At 59.3% G+C, this 18,553-nt stretch carries 17 protein-coding genes; 16 read left to right on the forward strand and 1 reads right to left on the reverse strand.

The window, feature by feature from the left end:
• The first annotated feature begins 183 nt into the window (after window positions 1–183).
• The 3 genes from ACP15V_RS06975 to ACP15V_RS06985 all read left to right on the forward strand — a co-directional run bounded on the left by ACP15V_RS06975 (window position 184) and on the right by ACP15V_RS06985 (window position 2,695).
• Window positions 184–951, forward strand: a complete 768-nt coding sequence (locus ACP15V_RS06975) for a DsbA family protein (RefSeq protein ID WP_424942952.1) — start codon at window positions 184–186, stop codon at window positions 949–951.
• Window positions 952–1,025: 74 nt separating this feature from the next.
• Window positions 1,026–2,270: an N-acetylmuramoyl-L-alanine amidase gene (locus tag ACP15V_RS06980; RefSeq protein WP_424942953.1), complete on the forward strand. Its 1,245-nt coding sequence runs from the start codon at window positions 1,026–1,028 to the stop codon at window positions 2,268–2,270.
• Window positions 2,271–2,362: 92 nt separating this feature from the next.
• Window positions 2,363–2,695 (forward strand): DUF6525 family protein, encoded by a 333-nt coding sequence (locus ACP15V_RS06985; RefSeq protein ID WP_424942954.1) that lies wholly within the window; start codon window positions 2,363–2,365, stop codon window positions 2,693–2,695.
• A 39-nt stretch (window positions 2,696–2,734) separates the two neighbouring features.
• On the opposite strand, the gene ACP15V_RS06990 is transcribed toward ACP15V_RS06985, so the two are convergent.
• Window positions 2,735–4,165, reverse strand: a complete 1,431-nt coding sequence (locus ACP15V_RS06990) for a Glu/Leu/Phe/Val family dehydrogenase (RefSeq protein WP_424942955.1) — start codon at window positions 4,163–4,165, stop codon at window positions 2,735–2,737.
• Window positions 4,166–4,596: 431 nt separating this feature from the next.
• Between ACP15V_RS06990 and ACP15V_RS06995 the strand changes: the two genes are divergently transcribed.
• The 13 genes from ACP15V_RS06995 (at window position 4,597) to murB (ending at window position 18,482) form a co-directional block, all read left to right on the forward strand.
• Window positions 4,597–6,312 (forward strand): pilus assembly protein TadG-related protein, encoded by a 1,716-nt coding sequence (locus tag ACP15V_RS06995; protein WP_424942956.1) that lies wholly within the window; start codon window positions 4,597–4,599, stop codon window positions 6,310–6,312.
• A gap of 13 nt (window positions 6,313–6,325) precedes the next feature.
• Entirely contained in the window at window positions 6,326–6,856 is a 531-nt protein-coding gene (locus ACP15V_RS07000) for a TadE/TadG family type IV pilus assembly protein (RefSeq protein ID WP_424942957.1), read from the forward strand.
• Window positions 6,857–6,870: 14 nt separating this feature from the next.
• Complete coding sequence (locus ACP15V_RS07005; RefSeq protein WP_424942958.1) at window positions 6,871–7,446, forward strand: TadE/TadG family type IV pilus assembly protein; 576 nt, start codon at window positions 6,871–6,873, stop codon at window positions 7,444–7,446.
• A 146-nt stretch (window positions 7,447–7,592) separates the two neighbouring features.
• Window positions 7,593–8,504: a pirin family protein gene (locus ACP15V_RS07010; protein ID WP_424942959.1), complete on the forward strand. Its 912-nt coding sequence runs from the start codon at window positions 7,593–7,595 to the stop codon at window positions 8,502–8,504.
• 119 nt (window positions 8,505–8,623) lie between these two features.
• Window positions 8,624–9,094: a methyltransferase gene (locus ACP15V_RS07015; RefSeq protein WP_424942960.1), complete on the forward strand. Its 471-nt coding sequence runs from the start codon at window positions 8,624–8,626 to the stop codon at window positions 9,092–9,094.
• Window positions 9,095–9,246: 152 nt separating this feature from the next.
• Window positions 9,247–10,824 carry a Re/Si-specific NAD(P)(+) transhydrogenase subunit alpha gene (locus tag ACP15V_RS07020; RefSeq protein WP_424942961.1) on the forward strand — a complete coding sequence of 526 codons (1,578 nt, stop codon included), beginning with the start codon at window positions 9,247–9,249 and terminating at the stop codon, window positions 10,822–10,824.
• 15 nt (window positions 10,825–10,839) lie between these two features.
• Window positions 10,840–12,273 carry an NAD(P)(+) transhydrogenase (Re/Si-specific) subunit beta gene (locus ACP15V_RS07025; protein WP_424942962.1) on the forward strand — a complete coding sequence of 478 codons (1,434 nt, stop codon included), beginning with the start codon at window positions 10,840–10,842 and terminating at the stop codon, window positions 12,271–12,273.
• A 108-nt stretch (window positions 12,274–12,381) separates the two neighbouring features.
• Window positions 12,382–13,311 carry a DMT family transporter gene (locus ACP15V_RS07030; protein ID WP_424942963.1) on the forward strand — a complete coding sequence of 310 codons (930 nt, stop codon included), beginning with the start codon at window positions 12,382–12,384 and terminating at the stop codon, window positions 13,309–13,311.
• Window positions 13,312–13,507: 196 nt separating this feature from the next.
• Window positions 13,508–14,671 (forward strand): putative lipid II flippase FtsW, encoded by a 1,164-nt coding sequence (gene ftsW / locus ACP15V_RS07035; protein ID WP_424942964.1) that lies wholly within the window; start codon window positions 13,508–13,510, stop codon window positions 14,669–14,671.
• A 17-nt stretch (window positions 14,672–14,688) separates the two neighbouring features.
• Window positions 14,689–15,789, forward strand: a complete 1,101-nt coding sequence (locus ACP15V_RS07040; RefSeq protein ID WP_424942965.1) for a UDP-N-acetylglucosamine--N-acetylmuramyl-(pentapeptide) pyrophosphoryl-undecaprenol N-acetylglucosamine transferase — start codon at window positions 14,689–14,691, stop codon at window positions 15,787–15,789.
• Complete coding sequence (murC, locus tag ACP15V_RS07045; protein ID WP_424942966.1) at window positions 15,786–17,186, forward strand: UDP-N-acetylmuramate--L-alanine ligase; 1,401 nt, start codon at window positions 15,786–15,788, stop codon at window positions 17,184–17,186. Before ACP15V_RS07040 ends, murC begins: the two co-directional genes overlap by 4 nt.
• The gene (locus ACP15V_RS07050) at window positions 17,183–17,563 is read left to right on the forward strand and encodes a DUF2484 family protein (protein WP_424942967.1); all 381 of its coding nucleotides are present in this window, start codon (window positions 17,183–17,185) and stop codon (window positions 17,561–17,563) included. Before murC ends, ACP15V_RS07050 begins: the two co-directional genes overlap by 4 nt.
• Entirely contained in the window at window positions 17,550–18,482 is a 933-nt protein-coding gene (gene murB, locus ACP15V_RS07055; RefSeq protein ID WP_424942968.1) for a UDP-N-acetylmuramate dehydrogenase, read from the forward strand. Before ACP15V_RS07050 ends, murB begins: the two co-directional genes overlap by 14 nt.
• Window positions 18,483–18,553: the final 71 nt, after the last annotated feature.

Below are 18,553 nucleotides of genomic sequence, written 5' to 3' on the forward strand. Positions count from 1 at the left end.
TCTGGTGCCGTGCGCCCGATTGAAAGTCAACCGGGCAGCCCTTTGAAATCCGTCACGGGGCCGGGACAATCTGCCGCGCGACCTCTCGCTTGTTTGATCGCCCAAGTCCACCTGTGGGCTTGGCCCGCCTTGCGCAATCGCCTATGTCGGAGAGAACACTCGTTTCAACAAAGAGAGAGTTCCATGAACCGCATTACCACCATCCGTAAGATGGCCCTGACATCCGCCCTGCTGATCGGGGCCGCGATGCCCGCGTCGGCGCTTGACCTGACCAGCATGAGCGACGCCGAGCGCCAGGCCTTTCGCGATGAGGTGCGGGCCTATCTGCTGGACAACCCCGAGGTCATCATGGAAGCGGTCAGCGTGCTTGAGGAACGTCAGGCCGCACAGGCGGCCATGGATGATCTGGAACTGGTCAAGGTGAATGCCGAGGCGCTGTTCAATGATGGCTATTCCCATGTCGCGGGCAATCCGGATGGTGATGTGACCATTGTGGAATTTGTGGATTATCGCTGCGGGTATTGCCGCAAGGCCTATGACGAGGTGACGGAGCTTTTGGAGAAAGACGGCAATATCAAGCTGATCCTGAAGGAATACCCGATCCTGGGTGAGGACAGCCTGAATTCGGCGCGCTTTGCGGTGTCTGCCCAACAATTGCTTGGGGAAGAGGCGTATGACAAGCTGCACCACGAGCTGATTTCCCTGCGTGGATCGGCCAATATCGAAAACCTGATCGCCACGGCGGATGGGTTGGGGCTGGATGGCAAGGCGATTGCCGAGGGGATGGCGTCCGCGCGGGTGGACGAGATCCTGGGCGAAAACCATGCACTGGCCCGCCGTCTGAAAATCACCGGCACCCCGGCCTTCGTGATCGGGGACACCATGGCGCGCGGGTACATGCCGCTTGCTCAAATGGAAAGCTTTGTTGCGGAAATTCGCGCCGCCAACTGATGTGTACAGCGGGGCTGTTCAGGGTCGGGCGGTCTGATATGATCGCCCGAAAAACATGTGTCAGGAGCAGCCCGGTGCGTAATGTTCGCCTATTCATCTCGACAATTTGTGTTCTGCTAAGCCTGCCGCTGATGGCCCTGGCGCAGTCTACAACCTCATCAGATGGCGGGCTTTCGGCCCTGGCGCGGCTATCTGGAAATGGGGTCGTGGTCGACAGCAACTGGGGCGGGCTTGATCTGACGATCGAAATGACCCGCCCGGTGCCCTGGCGCGTTTTCACCCTGGATCAACCGCGCCGCTTGGTCATTGATTTTTCCGAACTGGACTGGACCGGGCTGGACCGCGAGGCGGTGCTTTACGAAAGCGACAAGATCGCTGATTTGCGCGCGGGTCTTTATCGTCCTGGGTGGTCACGCCTTGTGCTGGACCTGAACGCGCCCTTCTCGGTCATGCAATCGGAAATGCGCAGCGATGATGGCGTGACCCGGATGATACTGGGGTTGAAATCTGTTTCGGATGACGTGTTTGCCCAAGAGGCGGGGGTGCCAGAGGCGGTCGCCGCAGAACAGACGATCCTGCCGGTTGCTCCTGTCTCAACCCGGCAGCGGGGCGATGGGCCGTTGGTTGTGGTTCTCGACCCCGGTCACGGTGGCATTGATCCGGGTGCATCGCGCGATGGGGTGGTTGAAGCAGACCTGATGCTGACCTTTGCGAAAGAACTTCGGGATGTGTTGTTGCGCAGCGGTGGGTTCGAAATTGTGCTGACCCGCGAAGAGGACCACTTTGTTTCGCTGGAGGAACGGGTCCTGATTGCGCGCCGGGCCGGGGCCGATGTGTTCTTGTCTTTGCATGCAGACGCCCTGGCACAAGGGCGCGCCACAGGGGCCACCGTTTATACGCTGTCTCAAGAGGCGTCCAATGTGGCGTCGGAAAAACTGGCGGAGCGGCACAATCGTGGTGATCTTTTGGCAGGTGTCGATCTGAGCCGTCACGACGATGAAGTGGCCCTGGTCCTGATGGATCTGGCCCGCACCAACAATGCGCCGCGTTCGAATGCTTTGGCCGATGCGCTGGTCGAAGGCATACATTCCGCCACCGGGTCGATCTACAAGAACCCAAGACTTCAGGCCGGGTTTTCGGTGTTGAAAGCCGCAGATATTCCTTCGGTCCTGATCGAGCTGGGGTTTATGTCCTCGCCAAAGGATCTGGCCAAAATGGTTTCACCGGATTGGCGAAAGGATGCTGCGACGGGGATACGCGATGCGTTGCAGTACTGGGCCATTCAGGATGCGGCCCAGGCAGATCTTTTGCGAAAGTAGACCTGCGTGGATCAAGGTCGTCGCTTGTGGGACAGGAGATGTTATGAAATAACATTGCGGAACACGATGGGCCACCGCAAGCAGAGGTTAAAATGGGTCAAACGTCGCGACAAAACCTGAATACCAGCTTGCGCCGGAAACGCTCTCGCCGTCCGCCGATGCAGGAATATGATGCTTTGCCCCCGGAGCTGCGTCGATGGTTGTCCCAAGCGGCATTGCAATGGGCGGCCAGGCCGGTTCTGGCAGCCTGGCACAAGGCGCTCAGGGAGAATGGGGGATGTGCGCAGGGGGCAATTGCAAATCTGAACGCGGTTGAGGCGCGCTTGTTGGCGCGCGATGCTGCCAAAGTCTGGGGAAAGGGGCATCCGGTTGCACTATCCGGCAACACCCGCGACGCACAAACGCAAAAAGCGCCGACCCTGTAAGAGATCGGCGCTTTCGCGTGACTTTGGTATTGAACGCGATCAGAGCCCTTTGGCGCGATAGCTTTTTGCGATCCGGTCGATCGATACGATATAGGCCGCCATGCGCAGATCCGGCACGTCATCGCGCGAATGCCACACTTCGCGCATTGCCTGATAGGCGGTCCGCATCGTGTCATCGAGACCCGAGCGCACCAGCTCCAGCTCATCCGCGCCGCGCAGGTATTTCTCCTTGAATTGCGGGGTCATCGACCAGGCGTCGCCCAGATAGCGGTCGAGCCGTTCCAATTCGTCCACCACCAGCTGGTGACGCGCCTCTTCCTGGCGGCGCTGCATCCGGCCAAAGCGGATATGGCTGAGGTTCTTGACCCACTCGAAGTAGGACACGGTCACACCACCTGCGTTGGCATACATGTCGGGGATGATAACTGTGCCCTTTTCGCGCAGCACATCATCGGCCCCCGCGGTCACCGGGCCATTTGCGGCCTCAATGATCAACGGGGCTTTGATGCGATCGGCGTTGGACAGGTCAATCACCCCTTCCAGCGCGGCCGGGATCAGGATGTCGCAGTCCTTTTCCAGAACCTCTTTGCCGTTTTCGACATATTCTGCATTCGGGAAACCTTTCACACCGCCATTGGCGCCGATCCAGTTGCGCACGGCTTCGACGTCCAGACCATGGTCATCGACCAAGGCTCCATCGCGTTCGATAATGCCGGTGATCAGCGCGTGGTCTTCTTCCGACAGGAATTTCGCCGCGTGATAGCCCACATTGCCCAGCCCCTGCACGACGATGCGTTTGTCAGCCAGCTTGCCCGACAGGCCTGCCATTTCCTTGTCTTTCTCATGGCGGAAAAACTCGCGCAGGGCGTATTGCACGCCGCGCCCGGTGGCCTCGACCCGGCCCGAGATCCCCCCCGCGTGGGGCGGTTTGCCGGTCACACAGGCCTTGGCGTTGATGTCGGTGGTGTTCATCCGTGCGTATTGGTCGGCGATCCAGGCCATTTCCCGTTCACCCGTGCCCATATCGGGGGCAGGGACGTTTTGCGACGGGTTGATCAGGTCGCGCTTGGCCAGCTCATAGGCAAAGCGGCGGGTGATCAGTTCAAGCTCATGCTCTTCATATTCGCGCGGATCGATGCACAGACCGCCTTTGGACCCGCCAAAGGGGGTTTCCACCAGCGCACATTTATAGGTCATCAGGGCGGCAAGCGCCTCCACCTCATCCTGGTTCACGGCGCTGGCGTAGCGGATCCCGCCCTTGACCGGCTCCATATGTTCGGAATGCACCGACCGGTAGCCCACGAAGGTCTTGATCTCGCCGCGCAGGCGCACCCCGAAACGCACGGTATAAGTGGCGTTACAGACGCGGATCTTCTGCTTCAAACCGGGGGGCAGATCCATGATCTCGACCGCGCGGTCGAACATCAGGTCTACGGATTCACGGAAAGAAGGTTCTTGTGTTGAGGTCATTTGGGTGCTCCTGACTGCTGACCGATGACTCCGCAGGCGAATCGATGCCTGCGTCACTTTCACGCACACCCTATGCCGCTTTGGTTAACAACACATCCCGAAAATGGGAAATGTGAAGATTTGTTCTGGAATTCAGCTTGGGACCAAATCCAATTGAAAACAAACGGTTGCTAAGGCGTTTTGGCAAATGTGAACTGCATTGTTTGCGCCCTAATTTTGCCACAAGGATAGGGTTAACTCCTTTCGAGTAGGGATTGGGTGGCCCTGGTGCGGACGATTTCAGCCGCGCCAGCGAAGGGCCTTTTGCAAGGAAAGGGGATTTCAGGATGCGGTTTGCAGATTGGAAAACTCGGAAAAACCAACCGATGGACCGCGCGAGGACGCGCATTGTCCGACACTTTGCCCGGTTTCGGCGCGAAGAGGACGGATCCTTGATCATCTTCTCCCTGTTTCTGATCATCGGGATGCTGATCATCGGCGGGTTTGGTGTGGATCTGATGGTTTACGAAGCCCAACGCACGCGTGTGCAGGCCACAACCGACCGTGCCGTGCTGGCCGCCGCCCATCCCAACCAGACGCCCGGTGCCATTCAGGACCGCAAAGACGTGGTGATGTCCTATTTCACCAGTGCCGGTCTGGGGGCTTATATCTCTGAAGACGACATTAAGGTCGAAGCCTCTGGCACAGCCAGCGAAGTGTCGGCAGAGGCACGATTGCATGTCGAGCCATTATTGCTGCAGTTTATCGGCGGTAAGGGGTTTGACGCCGTCGGCAGCGCAACAGCAGCACAATCTGCGGGCCTGTCCGAAGTGTCTTTGGTCGTGGATATTTCCGGCTCGATGGGGGACCCGTCCAGCACGGGGCAATCCAAGATGTACGAGCTGAAGAGAGCCGCGAAAAAATTCGTGAATATCCTGTTGTGCAACCCGAACAAACCAGATCAGACCACGGATTGCATCATGCCTGCCGGCACCACATCCGTGTCCTTGGTGCCCTATGAGCAGCAGGTTGTTGCTGGGGCAGGGCTGCTGAAGAAATTCAGACGGCAGGGCGCGCATGATTTGTCTTATTGTGCAAGCTTTTATGAGGATGAGTTCACCACCACGGCGTTCAATGCAAACCTGGATATCCGCCAAACCGGCGTCTTCGATGGATCTACATCCTCCAGATACGAAAGCCCGAGTTCAAGCCGCTTTCCCTGCAAGACGCAAAGCTGGCGTGAAATCACACCGCTATCAACCTCGCACACAGCGTTGGCGACACGGATTGATGCGCTGCAACATGGCGGCTGGACCTCAAGTGATATTGGTCTGAAATGGGGGGTGACCCTTCTTGACCCGTCGGTCCGTTCGGTGGTGGACGGGCTTATCATCGACAAGGTGGTGGACAGTTCGTTCCTGGGGCGTCCGCGAAACTTTGGTGCCGAGAACAGCCAGAAGGTTGTTGTTCTGATGACGGATGGGGAAAACACCCGGCAGCCCTATTTGTACGATGAATACCGTTCCGGGCCATCGCGCGTGTGGATCGGGAATGACGGGGACACAAACCGGATGAGCATCCATTACGAAAACGACCCGGACACGGACAGTGACGATCAATGGTTCTGGCCATTCCTCTACAATGACAGTGTCTGGCCTTATAACGGACAGTTCATGGATCACCCTTATGGGGAAAACGACGGGGCTTCCTATTGTCGCGACCGCCGCTATTGGGGTTGCAATGGATGGGGAACCGAACGCGGCCCGGCCGTGAAGCTCACCTGGCAAGAGGTCTGGTTGAAGAAGCGTTGGGGCTGGTGGATGAAAATGCCCAAATCCCCGACCACCAGTGTCAAGAATGATCCGCCTGGCGTGTGGATCAACCGCTCAGGCCAATATATGGCCGATTCCGGTGGTGACGTTCGATACTATACCGATACGGATGACAACAAGGACGAGCGTCTGTTGGCGCTGTGTGACAAAGCCAAGACGGCCGGTATTGATATCTACACCATCGAGCTGGAAACCGACGGCGGTGGCACAGGTGGCAGTGTTTTGGAGAAGTGTTCCTCTGGGGAGGGGTACTATTTCAAGGTCGAAGGTGTTGACCTTGTGGAGACCTTCTCAACCATTGGCCAGAACATCGCTAAGTTGCGCTTGACCAAATGAGCAGGGGATTGCGATGAAACGTCTTAGATCACTCTGGCGGCGGATCCGCGGCGAAAAGGGCAATGCCACGATTGAATTCGTGATCCTGTTTCCGGCCTTCATGACCCTGTTCCTGACCTCGTTTGAAATCGGCATCTACACCATGCGGTCGGTGCTTTTGGAACGGGCACTGGACGTCAATATCCGCTTGTTGCGGTTGGGAACGCTTTCCCCCGCCACCACCGACGAGTTGAAGCGCCGCATGTGCAGCGAGATGATCTTTTTCCCGACCTGCACCACGGATCTTGCCGTGGACGTCCGTGGCATTTCGCAAACCACTTGGGATCTGCCGACAGGGGCCATTCCCTGCCGCAACAGGGTGGATGGGGTCGATCCGGGCAATTTGCTGTTTGCGCCCGGGGGGGATGCTGTTCCCACCCTGGTGCGGGCCTGTCTGGTCATGGATCCGTTTTTCGCCCCGACCCCCTTGGTGATCGACATGCCGCTTGATCCGTCAGGGGGATCTGTCATGGCGGCCTGGTCCACCTATGTGGCTGAACCGTAAGAAGGAAAAGAAAGATGTTTTTGACACTCCGCAATTTCCTGAAACGCGACGACGGCTCATTGTCGGTCGAGGCGGTGATCATCCTGCCGGTGATCCTTGTGGTCTTCATGGCAACCTACACCTATTTCGATCTCTTTCGGGCGAAAAGCCAATCGCTGAAGGCGAATTATGCCATTTCCGATATGCTGTCCCGGGATGACAACATTTTGAAGACAGAGCTGAAAGGGGCGGGAAAACTGTTCCGTTACCTGACACAAAGTTCGCCCAACAGTTGGGTGGCTGTGACTGTTGTGCGTTGCAAAAGGAATTGTGACAAGGCCAATCGCAGACTTGTCGTGGCAGGGTCTCGCGACCAGAATTGGAATAGGCACCTGACCACGTCACAGCTTCGTGCGCATTACAAAGACCTCATTCCCAAGATGTATCAGGGTGAATATCTGCTGATGGTGGAAACCAAAGCGCCGTACATCCCGCCATTTCACGGGGATTGGCATGGGATCTATCCTGTGGAAATGACCGACCTCGTTATCACCAAACCTCGTGACGCCCCAAAAATCTGTTTTGAAAACGCAGATTGCAACCCAACCTGATCCGGGATGCAGACACGAACAAAAGGCGCCACGGCGCCTTTTGTGCATTTTTGCAAAGACCTTTGCCGATTTGCGCAGATTGGTTCAAAGACAAAGAGCTCTTAAATTTGGAACGCGACGCAATCCGCATCCGTTAGGAGGTTCCCATGTCGATCCGACCCATTCTGTCGTCCAATTCTGCCACCCCAACCATCGAAGGGGCAGGGGTGCACCTGCACCGCGCCTTCGGGTTTCACGCCCCCGACGCCTATGACCCTTTCCTGCTGTTTGACGATTTCCGCACAGATGACCCCGCCTTGTCGCAACCAGGGTTTCCCTGGCATCCCCATCGCGGCATCGAAACAATCACCTATGTTCTGGCGGGGGAAGTGGAGCACGAAGACAGTCTTGGCAATGCCGGGCGGCTTGGGGCCGGGGATGTGCAATGGATGACGGCGGGATCTGGCATCCTGCATCAGGAAATGCCGATCGCGAACACCATAGGCCAGATGCACGGGTTTCAACTTTGGGCCAACCTGCCGCGTGACCTGAAGATGACCGCCCCCAATTATCAGGACGTGCCCTCGGCCGAAATCCCCGTCATTCAGGAAGATGACGGGACCGTCGTTCGCGTGATTGTCGGAACTTTCTGGGATCGCAAAGGTCCGGTGGACGGCATCGCCGCCGATCCGCTTTATCTTGATATCTCGATCCCTGCCGGCGTCACCCGCACCTTGCCCATCGATACCCGGCGTCAGGCCTTTGCCTATGTGTTCGAAGGGGGCGGTGTGTTCGATGATACGGCCCCGCCCCAAGGTGTGCTCCTGGAAAAAGAGGTGATGGGGCAAGAGGTCAACATCCGCGACCTGTCCGGCAACCGGACCGTGCTTCGCTTCGGCGCCGGGGATGACATCCGGGTGCAGGCTGGTCCGGAAGGGGTGCGCTTTCTTCTGGTCGCCGGTGCGCCCATTCGTGAACCTGTTGCGTGGCATGGACCAATTGTCATGAACACGCGCGACGAACTGCGCCAGGCCATGGCGGATCTCAGAAACGGAACATTCATCAAGCCTGCGCACTGATCCTGCTGGCCGCTGCGGACCTCAGACCCGGAAGGTCCGCAGCGTCATGCCCTTCACCCGTTGGAATGGATTGCCAATCCTTGCGTAAATGTTACAAGAGGTTTGGTTGGCGGAAACGAGTGGAAAAGAGTCGCGAAAAGACCATGAAGGTGTTGGATCTTCCCCCTGTTTGGCTGTTGGGAATGATGGCTTTGGCCTTCGCGATCGCGCGGCTTTTTCCTGGCATCACGGTTGACTTGCCCTGGATGAAAGCTGTTGGGGTGGGGCTTGCCGGGCTTGGCCTGATCATTATGGCCGCAGCGATGTGGGAGTTTCTGCGGGCCAAAACCACGATCATTCCCCGCCAGATTCCCAGTGCGTTTCTGCAACGCGGCATTTATCGACTGTCCCGCAATCCGATCTATCTGGGGGATGCCCTTGTGCTTTTCAGCGCAATCCTTTGGTGGGGCGCGCCTCTTGCGCTGCCCCTGGTTCCTTTGTTCATCCTTTTGATTACACACAGGTTTATCAAGGGGGAAGAGCGGGGGTTGCGGGCGAGATTTGGTGCCGAGTTTGAAGTTTGGGCCGGAAAAACGCGCCGTTGGCTGTGATGGTTTTTGAAACAAAATTGTCGCAATGCGGCGAAAAAGGATAGTATATTGCGCTGCGCCTGCGTATGGTCAGCGGGATCACGCGATAAAATCTGGGGCAGGACAGGGCTAAACCCACATCCCCCCAATGATGGGAGAAGAGGAAAAGACACGTGAAGATCGGTACTCCAAAGGAAGTCTTCGACGGTGAAAACCGGGTCGCGATGACCCCGGACAGCGCCAAGTTGCTTCAGAAACTCGGATATGAATGCATCATTGAAACCAAGGCCGGTCAGGCCGCCGGGTTCTCTGATGAAGCCTACAAGGACGCAGGGGTCGAGATTGCCAAGACCGCGGCCGCCCTGTGGAAAGAGGCAGATATCATCGCCAAGGTGCGCCAACCCAATGATACGGAGCTCAAGCGCCTGAACAAGGATAAGACCTTGATTTCCTTCTTCAATCCCGGTGGGAATGAAGGTGGCATGGAAAAGGCCAAGAAATCCGGCGCCAATGTGATTGCCATGGAAATGGTGCCGCGCATTTCGCGCGCCCAGAAAATGGACGCCCTGTCGTCGATGGCCAATATCGCGGGCTATCGCGCGGTGATCGAAGCGGGCAACAATTTCGGCCGGTTCTTCACCGGTCAGGTGACCGCCGCCGGTAAGGTGCCGCCCGCAAAGGTTCTGGTGGTTGGCGCCGGTGTGGCCGGTCTGGCCGCCATTGGCACCTCGACCTCGCTGGGCGCGATCACCTATGCGTTTGATGTGCGCCCCGAAGTGGCCGAGCAGGTGGAATCGATGGGCGCCGAGTTCGTCTATCTCGATTTCGAAGAAGAACAGCAGGATGGCGCCGCCACCGGTGGCTATGCGTCTGTCTCCAGCCCGGAGTTTCGCGAAGCCCAGCTGGCCAAGTTCCGCGAGCTCGCCCCCGAGATGGACATTGTGATCACCACCGCGCTGATCCCCAACCGCGAAGCCCCCAAGCTGTGGCTTGAGGACATGATCAAGGCGATGAAGCCGGGCTCGGTGATTGTTGATCTTGCGGCGGAAAAGGGCGGCAATGCCGAGGGCACCGTGGCCGACGAAAAGGTCGTGACCGACAATGGCGTGACCATCATCGGCTACACCGATTTCCCCTCGCGGATGGCGACGCAATCCTCGACGCTTTACGCCAACAACATCCGGCATATGATGTCCGACCTGACCCCGGAAAAGGACGGTCAGATCAACCATGATATGGAAGATGACGTGATCCGCGGTGCAACCGTGACCCATCAGGGCGAGATCACCTTCCCACCACCGCCGCCCAAGGTGCAGGCGATTGCCGCCAAGCCGAAAGAGGTGGTGCCGGAGCTGACCCCGGAAGAGAAGAAAGCCAAGGAACTGGCTGACTTTAAACAACAAACCAAGAACCAGGTGACCCTGCTTGCCATTGGCGCAGGTCTGATCATGGGCGTGGGGCTGATCCCGGATATGCCGGCCAGCTTCATGCAGCACTTCATCGTGTTTGTCCTGTCGGTCTTCATCGGCTTCCAGGTGATCTGGAACGTGGCGCATTCGCTGCACACGCCCTTGATGGCGGTGACCAACGCTATCTCCTCGATCATCATTCTTGGCGCGCTGATCCAGATCGGGTCTGGCGGGTTCCTCGTGGGGCTGCTCGCGGCGCTTTCGGTCTTCATGGCCGGTATCAACATCTTCGGTGGCTTCCTGGTCACCCGGCGCATGCTCGCCATGTTCCAGAAATCTTAAGGAAGGGCAGGGACAATGGAAAATTCGTTTACCATGGCAGCCTATGTGGTGGCTGGCGTTCTGTTCATCCTGTCGCTGGGCGGCTTGTCGGGACAGGAAAGCGCGAAACGCGCGGTGTGGTATGGCATTGTCGGCATGGCGCTGGCGGTGTTTGCCACCCTGATTGGCCCCGGCGCGGGCCTGTGGTGGCTGTCGATCATCCTGATCGCCATTGGCGGCGTGATCGGCACCTTTGTGGCGCAGCGCGTTCAGATGACCGAAATGCCGCAACTTGTCGCCGCGATGCACTCGCTGGTCGGTCTGGCCGCGGTGTTTGTGGGCTTCAACGCGGAAATGACCATCAATCTGGTTGAGGCCGCCAAGGCCGCGGGGGAAACCCTTGAGGGCACTTTTGCGATGCTTGTGGCCAAGAAGGAGCCGATCGAGATCGCGATCCTGAAGGTGGAGCTGTCGCTGGGGATCTGGATTGGCGCGGTGACCTTCACCGGGTCGGTGATTGCCTATGGCAAACTGGCGGGCAAGGTGACCTCGGCGGCAACCAAACTGCCGGGCGGGCATATCCTGAACGCCACAGCCGCTGGCCTGTCGCTGATCTGCCTGATTTGGTACCTCAATTCCGGTGCGCTTCTGCCGCTGATCATCCTGACCGTTGCGGCGCTCTTCATCGGCTACCACCTGATTATGGGCATTGGCGGCGCGGACATGCCAGTTGTTGTGTCGATGCTGAACTCCTATTCGGGCTGGGCCGCAGCTGCCATCGGCTTCTCGCTGGGCAATGACCTTTTGATCGTGGTTGGCGCGCTGGTGGGCTCGTCCGGTGCGATCCTCAGCTACATCATGTGTAAGGCGATGAACCGCAGCTTCATCTCGGTGATCCTTGGTGGGTTCGGCGGCGAAGCTGGTCCGGCGATGGAAATCGAGGGCGAACAGGTCGCCATTGACGCCGAAGGCGTGGCGGCAGCTCTGGAAGACGCGGACAGCGTGGTGATCATCCCGGGCTACGGCATGGCGGTTGCTCAGGCACAGCAAAACGTGGCGGAACTGACCCGCCGTTTGCGCGCCAAGGGCAAAGAAGTGCGCTTTGCGATCCACCCGGTGGCAGGCCGTCTGCCGGGCCACATGAACGTGCTCTTGGCCGAGGCCAAAGTGCCGTATGACATCGTGCTGGAAATGGACGAGATCAATGACGACTTCCCGGACACGGATGTGGCCATCGTGATCGGGTCGAACGACATCGTGAACCCGGCCGCGCAGGAAGATCCGAACAGCCCGATCGCCGGGATGCCGGTTCTGGAATGCTGGAAAGCCAAACAGGTGTTCGTGTCGAAACGCGGTCAGGGCACGGGGTATTCGGGCATCGAAAACCCCTTGTTCTTCAAGGAAAACACCCGGATGTTCTATGGCGATGCCAAGGCCAGCCTCGACACGCTGCTGACGATGATTTCGTAAGAAACGCAGAAACAGACAATGAAGCGGGCGCCAGGGATACACACCAGGCGCCCGTTTTCTTTTGCACACGCCCTTGTTGCGCAGGCCGTCACCCTCTAGACAAGATCGATGTCCCAAAGCACTGGAATACTCCTAAAACTCGCCTCCGTCGCGTTCATCCTGTCGATGCAAAGCCTGATCAAGGCGATGCAGGGTGCTGTGCCGCCGGGGGAAGTGGTGTTTTTTCGCGCGCTTTTGTCCATCCCGTTTCTTCTAATCTGGATCTGGTGGATGGGGCGACTGCCCGTGGTGCTGAAGACGCAGAACCTGGGAGGCAATGTGCTGCGTGGCATCATGGGGGCCTGCGCCATGGGGCTGACCTTTGCCTCGCTCACCTATCTGCCACTGCCCGAGGCCACAGCGATTTTCTATGTGGCCCCGATCCTGACAACGGTGCTGGCCGCCATCTTTCTGCGCGAACCTGTGCGCCTGATCCGGGTCAGCGCCGTGGCGGCTGGGCTGATCGGGGTTTTGGTGATCCTCTGGCCGCGGCTGGGTGGGTTTGCCGACGGGGCGGATGAGCAGGCCGCGCTGCGCGCCTTTGGCGCCATGCTGGCGTTAGGGGCCGCCTGTTTCATGGCAAGTGCGAAAATCCTGGTCCGGCGTCTGGTGGGCAAAGACCATCCCTCGACCGTCGTACTATACGCCGCAATTTGCGCGAGCCTCGCCGCCCTTGTTACCGTGCCGTTTGGTTGGGTCTGGCCCACGCCCACCCAGTGGGGCCATCTGGTTGCCGCCGGGTGTCTGGGGGCCGTGGGGCAGGCGCTTTTGACCTCGGCTTACAAATACGCCGACGCCTCGACCATTGCGCCGTTTGACTATTCCTCGATGATCTTTGCGATCCTCTTTGGCTATCTGGTCTTTGCCGAATGGCCCGAGGTGCAAACCCTGATCGGAGCCGCCATCGTCATCGGAGCTGGCGGGGTGATCTTGTGGCGCGAGACCCGGCTGGGGCTGGAAAGCACCAAGGCGCGGCAGGTCTCGCCGCCCGGACGATAGGGTGGCAATTCCTCGCGCATCTCTTTGTGCCCGCCTGATAAAGTGCTGGATGCAAAGGGAAAAATGCGCTAGTTTGCCTGCAATACCCCACACTTAGATGGGGGTCTCTGGCTGGGGCAAAGATCCCGAAGAAATAAAAAAGCCGGGGAAATCAACAAAGAACGAGCGGTATTTAAAGCAGTGACAGGCGGCAATCATGACTGAAATGGTGTATGGCGCGATCCCGAAAGCGGATGGCGATCCTATTCTTCCCCGTTGGTGGCGCACCGTCGACCGATGGTCGATTTCCTGCGTACTGGTGTTGTTTGGGCTTGGCATCCTTTTGGGGTTGGCCGCGTCGCCCCCCCTGGCAGAACGCAACGGGCTGGATTATTTCCACTATGTTGAACGCCAGCTTCTGTTTGGCACCACGGCCTTGGTCACTTTGTTTGCGACCACAATGCTAAGCCCCACAATGGTGCGCCGCCTGGGCGTAATCGGATTTGCGCTGGCCTTTGTCGCAGTGGTCATGCTGCCGGTGCTGGGCACGGATTTCGGCAAAGGGGCGGTGCGCTGGTATTCGCTTGGTTTCGCCTCGTTTCAGCCATCCGAGTTTCTGAAACCCGGCTTTGTGATTGTGGCCGCCTGGCTGATGGCCGCCAGTCATGAGTTGAACGGCCCGCCGGGCAAAGCCATGTCGCTGGGTCTGCTGGTGGTGATTGCGGCCTTTCTGGTGATGCAGCCGGATTATGGCCAGACCGCGCTGATCGCGTTTAGCTGGGGGGTGATGTATTTCCTCGCGGGCGCGCCGATCTTTGTCCTCGTGTCGCTGGTGGGGCTGGTGATCTTTGGCATGACCGTGGCCTACAACAATTCCGAACATGTGGCGCGCCGCATTGACGGGTTTCTGAATCCCGAGGTCGACCCGACGACCCAGCTGGGCTATGCCACCAACGCAATCCGCGAAGGCGGGTTCTTTGGGGTTGGCGTGGGCGAGGGGCAGGTGAAATGGTCGCTGCCGGATGCGCATACCGATTTCATCATTGCCGTGGCGGCCGAGGAATACGGGCTCATTCTGGTGCTGGTGATCATCCTGCTTTACGCCACCATCGTGGTGCGCAGCTTCATGCGCCTCATTCAGGAACGCGACACGTTCATCCGTCTGGCCGGCGCCGGGCTGGCCGCGATTTTCGGCGTTCAGGCGCTGATCAATATGGGGGTTGCGGTCCGGTTGCTGCCCGCCAAAGGCATGACTTTGCCGTTTGTGAGCTATGGCGGATCTTCGCTTATTGCAGGCGGCATCGCATTGGGTATGTTGCTGGCTTTCACCCGTTCGCGCCCACAGGGCCGGATGCAGGATGTGTTCACGCAACGACACTGACAGGCGACCAGACCGACATGACCCAAACCCAACCTCTTCTCGTGATTGCCGCCGGGGGCACCGGCGGCCACATGTTTCCTGCTCAGGCTCTGGCCGAGGCGATGCTGCGCAAGGGATGGCGGGTGAAGCTGTCGACCGATGCGCGCGGTGCGCGGTACACGGGCGGGTTCCCGCATGTGGTTGAGGTCGAGGAGGTCAGCTCTGCCACCTTCGCGCGCGGCGGCATTCTGGCCAAAGCCCTGGTGCCCCTGAAAATCCTGGGCGGCGTGTTGTCGATGGCGTGGCGTTTGCGCCGGGACCGCCCGGCGGCGGTTGTGGGGTTTGGCGGCTACCCGTCCATTCCGGCCCTTGGCGCGGCCTGGATGCTGGGCCTGCCGCGGATGATCCATGAGCAAAATGGCGTTTTGGGGCGGGTGAACAAACGCTTTGCCGACAAGGTGGATTTCGTCGCCTGCGGCACCTGGCCGACCAAAGCCCCGGAGGGATCCAACGCTATTCCCACCGGGAACCCGGTGCGCAGCGCGGTTCTGGAGCGCGCGGGTGCGCCGTATATCTCGCCCGGCGATTACCCGATGTCGATCCTAGTGATGGGCGGCAGCCAAGGCGCGCGCGCCTTGTCTGACACTGTGCCAGTCGCTATCGCAGCCCTTCCTCCGCATCTGCTTCACCATATCTCGGTCAGCCACCAAGCGCGCGAGGAAGATCACGACCGGGTTGTGACCTTTTATAACGACCACGGCATTCGTGCCGATGTGCAACCGTTTTTCACCGACATCCCCCGCCGCATGTCCGAAGCGCAGCTGGTGATCAGCCGGGCGGGGGCGTCGTCCGTGGCGGATATCTCGGTGATTGGTCGCCCGTCGATCCTGATCCCATACCCCCATGCCACCGAAGATCACCAGACCGCCAATGCGCGCGGGTTGGTGGATGCACAGGCGGCTATTCTCATCCCCGAAAGCCAGTTGGATGTCGGCGTCTTGTCGACCCAGATTGCCAACGTGCTTGACCATCCCGAAGGGGCCAGCCAAATGGCCCGTGCCGCCCTGTCACAGGGCATCCCCGACGCGACCGAGCGCCTCGTGGCGCTGGTCGAAGACCTGACAGGACCAAAATCATGAATGCAGCTGCCACCAAATTGCCTACCGAAATGGGTGCGATCCACTTTGTTGGCATCGGCGGCATCGGCATGTCGGGCATCGCCGAGGTGTTGCTCAATCACGGGTATCGCATTCAGGGATCGGATCTGAAAGCGTCCAAGATCACCGACCGGTTGGCGGAACTTGGGGCCAAGATCTTTATCGGTCAGAAGGCCGAGAACCTGGAAAATGCCGAGGTGGTTGTGATTTCTTCCGCCATCAAACCGGGCAACCCCGAGCTGGACACGGCGCGTGCGCGTGGCCTTCCCGTGGTGCGCCGGGCCGAAATGCTCGCCGAACTGATGCGCCTCAAGTCCAACATCGCGGTGGCGGGCACCCATGGCAAAACCACGACCACCACCATGGTGGCCGAACTGCTGGTGCATGGGCATATCGACCCGACCGTGATCAATGGCGGCATCATCCACGCCTATGGGTCAAATGCGCGGATGGGGCAGGGCGAATGGATGGTGGTTGAAGCCGATGAAAGCGACGGCACCTTCAACCGTCTGCCCGCAACCATTGCCATTGTCACCAATATCGACCCCGAGCATATGGAGCATTGGGGCGATTTTGATACGCTGCGTCAGGGCTTTCTCGACTTTGTCTCAAACATCCCGTTTTACGGTCTGGCCGTGTGTTGCACTGATCATCCCGAAGTGCAGGCGCTGGTGGGCAAGGTCACCGACCGTCGCGTCGTCACCTACGGCTTCAACGCCCAGGCAGATGTACGTGCGGTGAACCTGACCTATAAAGCTGGCGTTGCGCATTTCGACATCGAGTTGCACCACGAAAACGCACGCATCGAAGGCTGCACCCTGCCAATGCCGGGCGATCACAATGTGTCGAACGCCTTGTCCGCCGTGGCCGTCGCGCGCCACTTGGGCATGAAACGCGATGAAATCCGCGCCGCCCTCGCGGCATTTGGCGGGGTGAACCGGCGCTTCACCAAAGTGGGTGAGGTGGATGGCGTGACCATCATCGACGATTACGGTCACCACCCGGTCGAAATCGCCGCCGTTCTGAAAGCCGCGCGTCAGGCCTGCGAAGGTCGCGTGATCGCCGTGCATCAGCCCCACCGTTTCACCCGCCTGCATGACCTGTTTGAAGAGTTCTGTGCCTGTTTCAATGAGGCCGACGTGGTGGGCATTGCCGACGTGTTTGCCGCAGGCGAAGCGCCCATTGAAGGGGCCTCTCGCGATGATCTGGTGGCGGGGCTCGTGCGCCACGGCCACCGCCACGCCCACGCCGTCTCTACCGAAGAAGACCTGCTAGCTCTGGTCAAATCCGAGGCCAAACCGGGTGACATGGTCGTCTGCCTGGGGGCAGGGACCATCAGCGCCTGGGCCAATGGGTTGCCGGAAAAGCTCAGGGGGTGAACGATGGCGGTTCGGGCCTGTATCGCGGCACCTGTTGCATCAACGGCACCAACGACCTGGCAAAACCGGCCGATGCGCGCCCAGCGACGCGCCCCGGACCGGGGGCGCCGATGAGCTGGACCCTGCTTTTTGCCTGCCTTTGGATCATCGGCGCAAAACTCGCCTCGATGCGCCCGTCCGACAAAAAGCACTGGCCGCTGGCCTATGTGCTGATGATGCTCGGCGCGCCCCTTGTCGCGTTGGCGTGGTGGGAACACGATTGGGGCACCGCCCTTCTGGTTCTGGCGGCTGGCATGGTTGTGTTGCGTTGGCCTGTGATCTATTTGGGGCGACGTATTGTGAAACGCGTGAAAGGGGCAAGCGATGGCACGGCCTGATCAGATCGACATTCGTGGGCAGTTGATGGCCGATAAAGAGCTGGCCAGCCTGACCTGGATGCGCGTGGGTGGCCCGGCGGATTGGCTGTTCCTGCCGGCGGACGAGGATGATCTGGCGCATTTCCTGTCGCAGCTTGACGCGGAAATTCCTGTCTTTCCCATGGGTGTCGGATCCAACCTGATTGTGCGTGATGGCGGCATTCGCGGCGTGGTGATCCGCATGGGGCGCGGGTTCAACGGGATTGAATTTGACGGCACACGTGTGACCGCAGGGGTGGCCGCGCTCGACGCCCATGTGGCCCGCAAGGCGGCAGATCAAGGCCTGGACCTGACCTTCCTGCGCACCATTCCCGGCGCGATTGGCGGCGCGGTGCGGATGAACGCGGGCTGTTACGGATCCTACGTGGCGGATGTGTTTGTCGAAGCGCATGCGATCACGCGGACAGGCGAGCGGGTTACGCTCACCTCGGCTGACCTGGATTTCCAGTATCGCCAGACCGAGTTGCCCGAAGGCTGGGTGATCACCAAGGCGGTGTTTGAAGCCCCGAAGGGTGACCCCGAAACGCTGAAGACGCGGATGGAAGAGCAACTGGCAAAGCGGGATGAAACCCAACCCACCAAGGACCGCACCGCCGGCAGTACGTTCCGAAATCCGGCCGGGTTCAGCTCCACGGGGCGCGCTGACGACAGCCATGACCTGAAGGCGTGGAAGGTGATTGACGACGCCGGACTGCGCGGCGCCACGTTGGGCGGCGCACAGATGAACCAGATGCACTCCAACTTCCTCACCAACACGGGCGACGCCACCGCCGCCGACCTTGAAGGATTGGGCGAACAGGTGCGGAAAAAGGTTTACGACCATAGCGGGATCCAGTTACAATGGGAAATCAAGCGCGTGGGCGAACCTGCACAAAAATAAGCGGGCCACGGGCGATGGGAAGGCAGTGGTTTAACCAACCTTTCCGGTATTTCACGGGGCAGAGCAGCCTC

It is taken from the genome of Aliiroseovarius crassostreae, assembly GCF_049803815.1.
GTDB lineage: Bacteria > Pseudomonadota > Alphaproteobacteria > Rhodobacterales > Rhodobacteraceae > Aliiroseovarius > Aliiroseovarius crassostreae_A.

What these genes read in the sequence shown, in the direction of transcription:
- ACP15V_RS06985 (WP_424942954.1), top strand. Translation starts at nt 2,363, where the DNA reads ATGGGTCAAACGTCGCGACAAAACCTGAATACCAGCTTGCGCCGGAAA.
- ACP15V_RS07040 (WP_424942965.1), top strand. Translation starts at nt 14,689, where the DNA reads ATGACCCAAACCCAACCTCTTCTCGTGATTGCCGCCGGGGGCACCGGC.
- ACP15V_RS06990 (WP_424942955.1), bottom strand. Translation starts at nt 4,165, where the DNA reads ATGACCTCAACACAAGAACCTTCTTTCCGTGAATCCGTAGACCTGATG.
- ACP15V_RS07010 (WP_424942959.1), top strand. Translation starts at nt 7,593, where the DNA reads ATGTCGATCCGACCCATTCTGTCGTCCAATTCTGCCACCCCAACCATC.
- ACP15V_RS07025 (WP_424942962.1), top strand. Translation starts at nt 10,840, where the DNA reads ATGGAAAATTCGTTTACCATGGCAGCCTATGTGGTGGCTGGCGTTCTG.
- murC (WP_424942966.1), top strand. Translation starts at nt 15,786, where the DNA reads ATGAATGCAGCTGCCACCAAATTGCCTACCGAAATGGGTGCGATCCAC.
- ftsW (WP_424942964.1), top strand. Translation starts at nt 13,508, where the DNA reads ATGACTGAAATGGTGTATGGCGCGATCCCGAAAGCGGATGGCGATCCT.
- ACP15V_RS06975 (WP_424942952.1), top strand. Translation starts at nt 184, where the DNA reads ATGAACCGCATTACCACCATCCGTAAGATGGCCCTGACATCCGCCCTG.
- ACP15V_RS07000 (WP_424942957.1), top strand. Translation starts at nt 6,326, where the DNA reads ATGAAACGTCTTAGATCACTCTGGCGGCGGATCCGCGGCGAAAAGGGC.
- ACP15V_RS07005 (WP_424942958.1), top strand. Translation starts at nt 6,871, where the DNA reads ATGTTTTTGACACTCCGCAATTTCCTGAAACGCGACGACGGCTCATTG.
- ACP15V_RS07030 (WP_424942963.1), top strand. Translation starts at nt 12,382, where the DNA reads ATGTCCCAAAGCACTGGAATACTCCTAAAACTCGCCTCCGTCGCGTTC.
- murB (WP_424942968.1), top strand. Translation starts at nt 17,550, where the DNA reads ATGGCACGGCCTGATCAGATCGACATTCGTGGGCAGTTGATGGCCGAT.